9 protein-coding genes are annotated in these 11,128 nt (G+C 72.8%); all 9 read left to right on the top strand.

Annotation, left to right across the window (positions count from 1 at the left end):
* On the top strand, window positions 1–915 hold a 915-nt coding region (locus WCS02_RS12670; RefSeq protein ID WP_340293745.1), incomplete at its 5' end, for a molybdopterin dinucleotide binding domain-containing protein.
* Window positions 912–2,390 (top strand): NADH-quinone oxidoreductase subunit NuoH, encoded by a 1,479-nt coding sequence (gene nuoH, locus WCS02_RS12665; protein ID WP_340293743.1) that lies wholly within the window; start codon window positions 912–914, stop codon window positions 2,388–2,390. The genes WCS02_RS12670 and nuoH, both read left to right, overlap by 4 nt.
* Window positions 2,383–3,069 carry an NADH-quinone oxidoreductase subunit NuoI gene (gene nuoI / locus WCS02_RS12660; RefSeq protein WP_340293740.1) on the top strand — a complete coding sequence of 229 codons (687 nt, stop codon included), beginning with the start codon at window positions 2,383–2,385 and terminating at the stop codon, window positions 3,067–3,069. The genes nuoH and nuoI overlap by 8 nt, the downstream gene beginning before the upstream one ends.
* 98 nt (window positions 3,070–3,167) lie before the next feature.
* Window positions 3,168–3,992, top strand: coding sequence for an NADH-quinone oxidoreductase subunit J (locus WCS02_RS12655; RefSeq protein ID WP_376984502.1), 825 nt, complete (start codon window positions 3,168–3,170; stop codon window positions 3,990–3,992).
* Window position 3,993: 1 nt separating this feature from the next.
* Window positions 3,994–4,293, top strand: a complete 300-nt coding sequence (gene nuoK / locus WCS02_RS12650) for an NADH-quinone oxidoreductase subunit NuoK (protein WP_340293736.1) — start codon at window positions 3,994–3,996, stop codon at window positions 4,291–4,293.
* A 25-nt stretch (window positions 4,294–4,318) separates the two neighbouring features.
* Window positions 4,319–6,247, top strand: coding sequence for an NADH-quinone oxidoreductase subunit L (gene nuoL / locus WCS02_RS12645; protein WP_340293748.1), 1,929 nt, complete (start codon window positions 4,319–4,321; stop codon window positions 6,245–6,247).
* A gap of 10 nt (window positions 6,248–6,257) precedes the next feature.
* Window positions 6,258–7,805 carry an NADH-quinone oxidoreductase subunit M gene (locus tag WCS02_RS12640; protein WP_340293734.1) on the top strand — a complete coding sequence of 516 codons (1,548 nt, stop codon included), beginning with the start codon at window positions 6,258–6,260 and terminating at the stop codon, window positions 7,803–7,805.
* Window positions 7,802–9,367, top strand: a complete 1,566-nt coding sequence (gene nuoN, locus WCS02_RS12635; protein ID WP_340293732.1) for an NADH-quinone oxidoreductase subunit NuoN — start codon at window positions 7,802–7,804, stop codon at window positions 9,365–9,367. The genes WCS02_RS12640 and nuoN overlap by 4 nt, the downstream gene beginning before the upstream one ends.
* Before the next feature lie 25 nt (window positions 9,368–9,392).
* On the top strand, window positions 9,393–10,418 hold the full coding sequence (locus WCS02_RS12630; RefSeq protein WP_376984496.1) for a polyprenyl synthetase family protein: 1,026 nt from the start codon (window positions 9,393–9,395) through the stop codon (window positions 10,416–10,418).
* Window positions 10,419–11,128 lie beyond the last annotated feature (710 nt).

Below are 11,128 nucleotides of genomic sequence, written 5' to 3'. Positions count from 1 at the left end.
CGGGCGGGGGAGCGCGGGGCCGTCGAGGCCGGCGCCATGCCGCGCACCCTGCCCGGCGGTCGCCCGCTCACCGCCGCGGCGCTGGTCGACGTGGCCACCGCGTGGGGCGTGGAACGGCTGCCGTCCGCACCGGGCCGCGACACCGCGGGGATCCTCGCCGCGGCGTCCGCCGGCGCGGGCCTGCTCGTGGCGGGCGTCGACGTCGGGGACCTCCCGTCCCCGGCCGCCGCCCGCGCCGCGCTCGAGGGCTCCTCGTTCGTCGTCAGCCTCGAGGTCCGCCGCTCCGCGGTGACCGAGCACGCCGACGTCGTGCTGCCCGTGGCACCCCCGGCGGAGAAGACCGGGTCGTTCATGGACTGGGAGGGACGGCTGCGCCCCTTCGACACCGTCCTGGAGACCGACGCCCTCAGCGACCACGCCGTCCTCGACGAGCTCGCCCGCCTCATGGGCGTCGAGCTCGGCGCCGCCAAGGCCGTCGGCCTGCGCGACGAGCTGGCCCAGGTCGGCGCCTGGGACGAGGCACGCGTGCCCGCCCCCGACGTCGCCCCCGGCCGCACGACGGCCCCCGGGCCCGGCCAGGCCGTGCTCGCCACCTGGCGCCTGCTCCTGGACGCCGGCCGCGGCCAGGACGGCGAGGCCTACCTGGCCGGCACCGCCCACCGTGCGCACGCCCGGCTGTCCCCGGCCACCGCGGCCGGCACCGGCGTCCGCGACGGCGGCCACGTCCAGGTGTCCACCCGCCAGGGCGCGCTCGTGCTCCCCGTCCGCGTCGACCCCTCCGTCGTCGACGGCGTGGTCTGGGTCCCGACCCGCTCGCGCCGCAGCGAGGTGGGCCTGCGTCTCGGTGCAGGGGCCGGGGACCTGGTAGGAATTGCACCCGCACCCGACCAGCTCGTGACAGGAGACCAGGCGTGAGCCACCCCGCCGGTCCGCTCACGGCCCTGCCCGCCGCTCTCGGCGGGCTCGAGGGACCGGCGTCGGACTTCTCGCAGGACACCTGGCTCGTCGCCCTCATCAAGGCCGTGCTCGTGTTCGCGTTCCTCGTCGTCAACGTGCTCGTGGCGATCTGGGCCGAGCGCCGCATCCTCGGCCGGATGCAGCAGCGGCCGGGGCCCAACCGCCACGGCCCGTTCGGCCTGCTCCAGAGCCTCGCCGACGGCGTCAAGCTCGCCCTCAAGGAGGACATCGTCCCCGAGGGCGCGGACAAGCTGATCTACGTCCTGGCCCCGGCGATCTCGGTCGCGCCGGCCTTCCTCGCCTTCGCGGTCATCCCGCTCGGGCCCGAGGTCACGGTCTTCGGCCGCACCACCCCGCTGCAGGTCACGGACGTGCCGGTGTCGGTGCTCTTCGTCCTCGCCGCGGCCAGCGTCGGGGTGTACGGCCTCGTCCTGGCCGGCTGGTCGTCCGGCTCGACCTACCCGCTGCTCGGCGGGCTGCGCTCGACCGCCCAGGTCATCAGCTACGAGCTGATCATGGGCCTGGCCCTGGTCGGCGTGTTCATCTACACCGGGTCCATGTCGACCTCGCGCATCGTCGAGGCGCAGACCGACCTCTGGCTGTTCATCCCGCTGCTGCCGAGCTTCCTGCTGTTCCTCGTGGCCATCGTCGGGGAGACCAACCGCGCCCCGTTCGACCTGCCCGAGGGCGAGGGCGAGCTCGTCGGCGGGTTCCACACCGAGTACTCCTCGCTGAAGTTCGCGCTGTTCTTCCTCGCCGAGTACGTCGCCATGTTCACGGTGTCCGCCCTGGCGGTCACCCTGTTCCTCGGCGGCTGGATGGCCCCGTGGCCGCTCGCGCCGTTCTCGCTGGCCGGCTTCGAGCTGCCCTTCCTCGGCGACGGCTGGTTCGGCGCCGAGCCGGGCGAGGCCTGGTTCAACACGGGCTTCTGGCCGGTGCTGTGGTTCACGGCCAAGATGTGGCTCGTCGTCTTCGGCTTCTTCTGGCTGCGCGGCGCCCTGCCGCGCCTGCGCTACGACCAGTTCATGAACCTCGGCTGGAAGGTCCTCATCGAGGCCGCCTTCGCCTGGGTGATCTTCCTGGGCGTCGTCCGCGGGCTCATCCAGTACGACGTGCTCAGCCAGCAGCAGGTCTATATCCTCGTCGCCGCCGTGGGCCTGCCCCTGGTCGTCGTGGTGTGGTTCCTCGGCGGCAAGGTCGTCCAGGACTCCACCCCGCCGGCAGGCGAGGTCGACCCGTTCGCCCACGGCTTCCCCGTCCCGCCCCTGCCCGGCCAGACCGTGACCCGCTCCCGCGGCTCGCTCGGCGGCACCCCCGCGCCCGCCCGGCGCGAGCCGGTCGCCGTGGCCGCGGGTCCCGCACCCACCTCGACGGAGGCCGCCGACGGCGCCGCCGCCCGCAGCACCGCAGACCAGGAGGCCACCCGTGGCTGATGACGACGACCGCGGTCGCCGGGACGAACCGGGCTGGCTCTCCGAGCTGCTGGCCCCGGTCGCCGGCTTCGGCGTCACCTTCTCGACGATGTTCACCAAGGTGCTCAGCGAGGAGTACCCCGAGGGCCCGAAGGGCAAGGGGCCCAAGGCCACCCAGCCGCGGTACCACGGCCGGCACCAGCTCAACCGCTGGGCCGACGGGCTCGAGAAGTGCATCGGCTGCGAGCTGTGCGCCTGGGCCTGCCCGGCGGACGCCATCTACGTCGAGGGCGCGCAGAACACCGAGCTCGAGCGCTACAGCCCCGGCGAGCGCTACGGCCGCGTCTACCAGATCAACTACCTGCGCTGCATCTTCTGCGGGCTCTGCATCGAGGCCTGCCCGACGCGCGCGCTCACCATGACCAACGAGTACGAGCTGGCCGACCACACCCGGCAGGCGACCATCTTCACCAAGGAGCAGCTGCTGGCCCCGCTCCTGGAGAGCATGGTCCCCGCGCCGCACCCCATGGTCGACGGCGCCACCGAGAAGGACTACTACCGCAACGAGGTCACCGGCCCCACCGAGGCGCAGCGCGCCTTCGCGGCCGAGCGGTCGGACGGGCGCGACGACGTCGTCGTCCCGGCGCGCGACACGTCGGTCTCCCGCCACGCGAAGAAGCACAAGGGGGCCACGGCGTGAACGCCGCCCTCCTGCCTCTCGCCGCGACGGCGGAGGCGTCGACCTCCGGCGCGCCCGGGCTCGGCGAGGCCGTCCTGTTCTGGACCCTCGGCCCGCTCATGGTGCTGGCGGCCCTCGGCCTGCTGTTCGCCCGCAAGGCGGTGCACGCCGCGCTGAGCATGGCCGTCGTCATGGTCAGCCTGGGCGGGGTGTACGTCGGCCTGCAGGCGCCGTTCCTCGGCATGGTCCAGGTCTTCGTCTACACCGGCGCCGTCATGATGCTGTTCCTCTTCGTCCTCATGCTCGTCGGCGTCGACTCCTCGGACTCCCTCGTGGAGACCATCCGCGGCCAGCGCGTGGTCGGCGCCCTCGCGGCGGCCGGCTTCCTCGGCTTCGTGCTCGTCGCGCTCGGGCGCACCGCGTTCCCCGAGCCGGCGAACCTCACGGAGGTCAACGACGGCGGCAACATCACCGGCATCGCCGCGCTGATCTTCAGCCGCTACGTCTGGGCCTTCGAGATGACCGCCGCGCTGCTGGTCGTCGCGGCCCTCGGCGCCATGGTGCTCGCGCACCGCGAGCGCACCGGCGAGCGCGCCACGCAGCGCACCATCTCCGAGAGCCGGCTCCGGCGCGGCCAGCGGATGACCCCGCTGCCGCCCCCCGGCGTCTTCGCGCGGCACAACGCCGTGGACACCCCGGCCCTGCTGCCCGACGGCACCCCGAGCGAGCTGTCGGTCTCCCGGGTGCTCGCTGCCCGCGGCCAGACCGGCACGACGACGCAGCTGGTCACCGACGTCCCGGCCATCCAGGCCGCCATGGACCCCGAGGGCCGAGGGCGCCGGACCACGGGCGGCGGCCACGTGCGCGTCGACGGCCAGGGCCTCGACGCCGAGGCCGGCGGCCTGGGCACCGACGACGCCGCCGTGACCGGACAGGAGCGCTGACGTGGACGCCGTGTACTGGGTCTACCTGTCCGTCGTGCTGTTCACCATCGGCGGGGCCGTCGTCCTCGCCCGGCGCAACGCGATCGTCGTGTTCATGGGCGTGGAGCTCATGCTCAACGCCGCGAACCTCGCCTTCGTGGCGTTCGCGCGCATCAACGGCGACCTCACCGGCCAGACCGTGGCCCTGTTCGTCATGCTCGTCGCCGCCGCCGAGGTGGTCATCGGGCTCGCGATCATCATGGCCATCTTCCGCACCCGCAGGTCCGCGTCGGTCGACGACGCCAACCTGCTGAAGTACTGAGAGGACGCGCGTGAACGTCATCCCGATGTCGGGGCTGGAGACGGTCCCCGCCACCGGCGTCGAGTCACTCGCGTGGCTGCTCGTCGTCGTCCCGCTGGTCAGCGCGGGCGTGCTGCTGCTCGCCGGCCGTGCCGCCGACCGGTGGGGCCACTGGCTCGGCCTGGCCGCCTCGGCCGCCGCGTTCGTCGTCGGCGCCCTGGTGTTCCTGTCGGTGCTCGGGCACGACGCCGAGGAGCGGGCCCGCTCCGTCGCCGGCTTCTCCTGGGTGCCCGCGGGGACCTTCCAGGTCGACGCCGGCCTGCTCGTGGACCCGCTGAGCCTGTGCTTCGTGCTCCTCATCACCTTCGTCGGCACGCTCATCCACGTGTACTCGGTGGAGTACATGCGCCACGACACCGACCGCCGGCGCTTCTTCGCCTACCTCAACCTCTTCGTCGCGGCGATGCTCCTGCTCGTCCTCGCCGACAGCTACCTGCTGCTGTACGTCGGCTGGGAGGGCGTCGGGCTCGCGTCCTACCTGCTCATCGGGTTCTGGAACCACCGCATCGACTACGCCGTCGCCGCCAAGAAGGCCTTCATCGCCAACCGCGTCGGCGACTTCGGCCTGTCCATCGCGATCATGGCGATGTTCGTGTCGTTCGGGTCGGTGCAGTTCGACGACGTCCTGTCCGGGGCCGCCGGCGCGAGCGAGACCTGGCTCACCGTCATCGGGCTCATGCTGCTGCTCGCCGCCTGCGGCAAGTCGGCGCAGTTCCCGCTGCAGTCGTGGCTCGGCGACGCGATGGCGGGCCCGACCCCGGTCTCGGCGCTCATCCACGCCGCGACCATGGTCACCGCCGGCGTCTACCTCGTCGTGCGCTCCGGGCCGATCTTCGAGGGCGCGCCCGCCGCCACGACCGCGGTCGCCGTGGTCGGGGCCGTCACGCTGCTCTACGGCGCGGTCGTGGGCTCGGCCAAGGACGACATCAAGAAGGCGCTGGCCGCCTCCACCATGTCGCAGATCGGCTACATGATGCTCGCGGCCGGGCTCGGCCCGGTCGGGTACGTCTTCGCGATCTTCCACCTGCTCACGCACGGCTTCTTCAAGGCCGGCATGTTCCTGGGCGCGGGGTCGGTCATGCACGGGATGGACGACGAGACCGACATGCGGCGTTTCGGCGGCGTCCGCTCGGTGATGATGCTGACCTGGATCACCTTCGGTCTCGGCTGGCTGGCCATCATCGGCGTCCCGCCGTTCTCCGGCTTCGTGTCCAAGGACGAGATCATCCACGCGGCCTTCGAGGGCGAGGGCTGGCAGCCCTACGTCCTGGGCCCGGTGACCGTCATCGGCGCGGGGCTCACGGCCTTCTACATGACGCGGCTGTTCTTCATGACCTTTCACGGGAAGCGTCGCTGGCACGACGGGACCGACGCCCCGGCGCCGCACCCGCACGAGTCGCCGGTCCTCATGGTCGCCCCGATGGTCGTGCTCGCGGTCGGCTCCGCCGGACTCGGCGCCCTGCTCGGGTACACGCACTGGATCGAGGACTGGCTGGAGCCGGTGTTCAGCCCCCACGAGGCCGGCGAGCCCGTCGTCAGCCTCACGCTGGTCACGGTCGTCACCCTCGTGCTCATCGTCCTCGGCGTCGCCCTGGCGTACCTGCAGTACCTGCGCCGCGACGTGCCGGTGACCGCCCCCCGGGGCAGCGTCCTCACCCAGGCCGCACGGCGCGACCTGTTCCAGGACGACGTCAACGACATCGCCTTCGTCGAGCCGGGCAGGGCCTTCGTCCGCGGCATGGGCGAGGTGGACGACGACCTGGTCTCCGGCGCCGTCCGCGGCCTGACCCGCTCCGTCGCCGGGCTCGGGTCGGGGCTGTCGCGCCTGCAGACCGGGTTCGTCCGCTCGTACGCCCTGTCCATGTTCGCCGGCGTCGCCCTCGTCGTCGGCGCCCTCGTGCTCGTGCAGATCTGAGAGGCCGGCCGTGATCTCCTGGCTCGTCGCAGCCCTCGCCCTCCCGCTGGTCGGGGCGGCCGTCGTCGCCGCCCTCCCGAAGAGCCGCCTCGACGCCGCCAAGGCGGTGGCGCTCGCGTTCTCCCTGGTCGTCCTCGGGGTGGTCGTCGCGGGCGCCCTAGCGTTCGACGTCGCCGACGCCGGCAGCTACCAGTTCTCCGAGCAGGTGTCCTGGATCCCGCAGCTCGGCGCCAGCCTGGCCGTGGGCGTCGACGGCATCGCGCTGTCCATGGTCGCCCTCACCGCGGTGCTCGTCCCGGTCTGCCTGCTCGCGTCCTGGCGCGACCTCGGCCCCGCCGCCGGGGGCCGCGTGGACGCGCCCTTCCTCGCGCTCGTGCTCGTGCTGGAGTCCCTGGTCATCGGTGTCTTCGTCGCCCGGGACCTGTTCCTGTTCTACGTGCTGTTCGAGGTCATGCTGCTGCCGATGTACTTCCTCATCGGCCGCTACGGCGGGCCGAGGCGGCGGGCGGCCTCCCTCACCTTCCTCGTGTACTCCCTGGCCGGCGGGCTCGTCATGCTCGCCGCGGTCATCGGCATCTACGTGGCGGGCCCCGGCGGGCCGGACGGCTTCCTGCTGGACAACCTCGCCGCGCTGGAGACGTCCACCTCCACCGGCCGCTGGCTGTTCCTGGGCCTGTTCGTGGCCTTCGCCGTCAAGGCACCGCTGTGGCCGGTCCACACCTGGCTGCCGGACGCCGCCGCCCAGGCCCCGCCCGGCGCGGCGGTCCTGCTGGTCGGCGTGCTGGACAAGGTCGGCACCTTCGGGATGCTCACCATCCTGCTGCCGCTGTTCCCGGAGGCGTCCCGGTGGGCGGCCCCGGCGATCATCTGCTTCGCCCTGGTGTCGATCCTCTACGGCGCGTTCGTGGCGATGGCCCAGCGCGACGTCATGCGGCTCATCGCCTGGACGTCGATCAGCCACTTCGGCTTCATCGTCCTCGGCATCTTCGCCATGACGACCGCCGGGCAGAGCGGGTCGGCGCTGTACCAGGTCAACCACGGCTTCTCCACGGCCGCGCTGTTCCTCGTGGCGGGCATGCTCGCCACGCGCCGCGGCTCCAGCCTGATCGCCGACTTCGGCGGCGGGCAGCGGGTCATGCCGCTGCTGGCAGGGGCCTTCTTCGTCGCCGGGCTGTCGTCCCTGGCGCTGCCCGGGCTGTCGAGCTTCGTCTCGGAGTTCCTCGTCCTCGTCGGCACCTTCGAGCGCTACCCCTGGGCGGCGGTCATCGCCACCGTGGGGATCGTGCTCGCCGCGCTCTACATCCTCTGGACCTACCAGCGGATGATGACGGGGGAGACCGTGCCGGAGCTGCGCGACGCCGAGGGAGCCCCGCGGACCCGGGACATGCGCCCGCGCGAGGCGCTCGTGGTGGCCCCGCTGCTCGCGGTCATCCTCGCCCTCGGCTTCTACCCCAAGCCCGTGCTGGACATCATCACGCCCGCCGTGGAGCGGACGATGGAGCAGACCGGCATGACCGACCTCGACCCGCTGTTCGTCGCCGAAGGGAGCGAAGGGTGATCGCCCTGCTCGGCAACACCGCCGCCACGCCCGGGGCCATCGCGCCCCCGGAGATCGACTACCTGGCGACGCTGCCGATGCTGGTCGTCGCCGGCACCGCGGTGGTGTCCGTCGTGCTCGAGGCCTTCCTGCCCCGCGGCCGCCGCCGGACGCCCCAGGTGGTGCTGTCGGTCGTCGGCCTGCTCGCCGCCCTCGGGCTGCTGGTGTGGCAGTGGGACGCCGGTGACGTGGTGACCGCGAGCGGCTCGGTCGCCGTCGACGGGGTGTCCCGTTTCCTCATGGCTGTCGTGCTCGTGCTCGCCGTCGTCGCGGTCCTCCTGGTCGGCGACAGGGTCCAGGACGAGACCGGCTTCGCGCCGCAGGCCTCGGCCGTGCCCGGCTCGCCCGGCGAGGACGGCGCCCGGCGTGCGGGCCTGGAGCAGACCGAGGTCTACCCCCTGCTGCTGTTCGTCGTGCTGGGGATGCTCGTCTTCCCCGCGGCCAACGACCTGCTGACGATGTTCGTCGCGCTGGAGGTGCTCAGCCTCCCGCTGTACCTGCTCTGCGGGTTCGCCCGGCGGCGCCGCCTGCTCAGCCAGGAGGCCGCGGTCAAGTACTTCCTGCTGGGGGCGTTCAGCTCGGCGTTCTTCCTCATGGGCGCCGCGATGCTCTACGGCTTCTCGGGCTCGGTCGCCCTGCCCGAGATCGCGGCAGCCGTCCGGACCAACGTCGGCCAGGACTCCCTGCTGCTCCTCGGCTTCGGCCTGCTGATCATCGGCCTGTTGTTCAAGGTCGGCGCGGCGCCGTTCCACTCCTGGACGCCCGACGTCTACCAGGGCGCGCCCACGTCGATCACGGCGTTCATGGCGGCCGCGACCAAGGTCGCGGCGTTCGGGGCGATGCTCCGGGTGCTCTACGTGGCCTTCCCGGACAACCCGTGGGCGTGGCAGCCCGTCCTGTGGGCGGTGGCGGTCATCACCATGGTGCTCGGCACCGTCGTGGCGGTCGTCCAGAGCGACATCAAGCGGGTGCTGGCGTACTCCTCGGTCGCGCACGCGGGCTTCATCCTCACCGGGGTCCTCGCGCTCAGCCGCGACGGCCTCAGCGGGTCGATGTTCTACCTCGCGGTGTACGCCGTGACGACGATCGGGGCGTTCGCCGCCCTCACGCTCGTGCGTGACGCCGGCGGCGAGGCGACGACCATCGCGTCGTGGGCCGGGGTCGGCAGGCGGTCCCCGCTGTTCGGCGCCATGTTCTCGCTGTTCCTGCTGGCCCTGGCGGGCATCCCCCTGACGAGCGGCTTCGTCGGCAAGGTGGCGGTGTTCGGGGCGGCCATCGCGGGCGGGGCCACGGTCCTGGCCGTGGTGGGCGTCGTGGCCAGCGCGGTCGCGGTCGTCTTCTACGTCCGGATCATCATGTCCATGTACTTCACGGAGCCGACGGCGGACTCCGCCGTCGTCGCCACCCCGAGCGCCGCGCTCACGGGGATCCTCGCGGTCGCCGCCGTGGCGACCGTCGTCCTCGGCGTCGTCCCGTCGCCGCTGCTGGACCTGGCGGGGACGTCCGGGCTGTTCGCGCTGTGAGGCGCGCGGGGCCGGCAGGCAGCCGGTGAGCACCGGGGCGGACCAGCTGTCGCGCCTGGTCGCGTACGGCATCGACGACGAGGACCTGCTGGCCGGGCTCACGGGCGACCTGGCGGTCGTCGAGCGGGCCATCCTCGATGCCGTCCGCAGCGCCGACCCGCTCGCCGCCGACGCGGGCAGCCACCTGGTCCGCGCCGGGGGCAAGCGGACCCGGCCCCTGCTGTGCCTGCTGGCCTCGAGGCTGGGCGAGCCGTCGCCCCTGGTGACGGACGCGGCCGTGGTCGTGGAGCTCACCCACCTGGCCACGCTCTACCACGACGACGTCATCGACTCCGCGACCCAGCGGCGGGGGGTGCCCACCGCCCAGGAGGTCTGGGGCAACACCGTCGCGATCCTCACGGGGGACCTGCTGTTCGCGAGGGCGTCCACCATCGGCGCGGGCCTGGGGCCGGAGGCGGTCCACATCCAGGCGACGACCTTCGAGCGGCTGGTCCTGGGGGAGATGCGGGAGACCGTGGGGCCCGCGCCCGGCCAGGACCCGGTCGAGCACTACATCGGGGTGCTGTCGGACAAGACGGGCTCGCTCATCGCCACCTCCGCCCGGTTCGGGGGGATGTTCTCCGGCGCCGACGGGCAGACGCTCCAGGTGCTCGTCGACTACGGCGAGAAGGTGGGCGTCGCCTTCCAGCTCGCCGACGACGTGCTCGACCTCGTCGGTGACCACGCCGACTCGGGGAAGACGCCCGGCACGGACCTGCGGGAGCACGTGCCGACCATGCCGGTGCTCCTGCTGCGCCGTGCCCTGGCGGCAGGGACCGCACCCGAGGGGTCGGCCGAGCTGCTCGAGCTGCTCGACGCCGACCTCAGCGACGACGCCAGGCTCGCCGAGGCGGTCGCGCTGCTGCGTGCCCACCCGGTGACCGCCGAGGCGCGCGCCGTCGCGCTGCGCTGGGCCGCCGATGCCGTCGCCGCGCTGGAGCCTCTGCCCGACCTGCCGGCCACGCGTGCGCTCGCCGCCGTGGCCGAGGCGCTGGCGGACCGGTCGCGCTGAGGCGTCACTCCCTGGGGAGTGACGTGCCTGGGGAGTGACGTGCCTGGGGAGTGACGTGCCTGGGGAGTGACGTGCCTGGGGAGTGACGTGCCTGGGGAGTGACGTGCCTGGGGAGTGACGTGCCTGGGGAGTGACGTGCCTGGGGAGCTGGCTGCGCCTGGGCGTCGAGGGCGAACACACTCGGGGCAGGGGCGCCCTCGCACTCGTGCGAGGTGGCTCGGCCGCGCGACGTGCCGGCGCGCTCGCACGTCCGACGAAGCCGCTGTGGACTGCCCGACCGCCCTGCCGGGTCCAGGCAGCTACGTCGCCGGAGCGGCCTACGGGCAGCGGGGACGCTGCGTGGGGCGGCGGAAGGGCTGCAGGCCTCTGACCAGGCGATTTGCACCGCGGCGGATCCGTGCGTAACTTTCCCTCTCGTTGCACCGACGCCCACGGGCGGAGGGAGCAGCCGCAGGACAGGATCGGTACGGACGCCCTCGAGGCGGACGGGCCAGGTCAGTCCGCCCCCCACCCTCACTGCCGGCCTCAGGGCCGGTCTTGGGACGTGGGAGACGGAGTCCGGAGGGCAGGAAGCGGGTTGACCGCGGACAGCGCCTCAGGTACGGTTACGAAGTTGCCCCGGAGGCGCCCGAGAGGGAGTCGAAGGAGAGCACCTGCTCCTTGAGAACTCAACAGCGTGCCAAAAATTGATGCCAGATATGTTCGGCTGG

It is taken from the genome of Aquipuribacter hungaricus, from assembly GCF_037860755.1.
Classification (GTDB): domain Bacteria; phylum Actinomycetota; class Actinomycetes; order Actinomycetales; family JBBAYJ01; genus Aquipuribacter; species Aquipuribacter hungaricus.
The sequence above is the reverse complement of the archived record's forward strand: the minus strand, read 5'-3'. Positions and strand labels throughout refer to the sequence as shown.

Excerpts from the sequence above, each read along its gene's own strand:
- WCS02_RS12655 (WP_376984502.1), top strand. The coding sequence starts at position 3,168 with ATGGTGCTGGCGGCCCTCGGCCTGCTGTTCGCCCGCAAGGCGGTGCAC.
- nuoL (WP_340293748.1), top strand. The coding sequence starts at position 4,319 with ATGTCGGGGCTGGAGACGGTCCCCGCCACCGGCGTCGAGTCACTCGCG.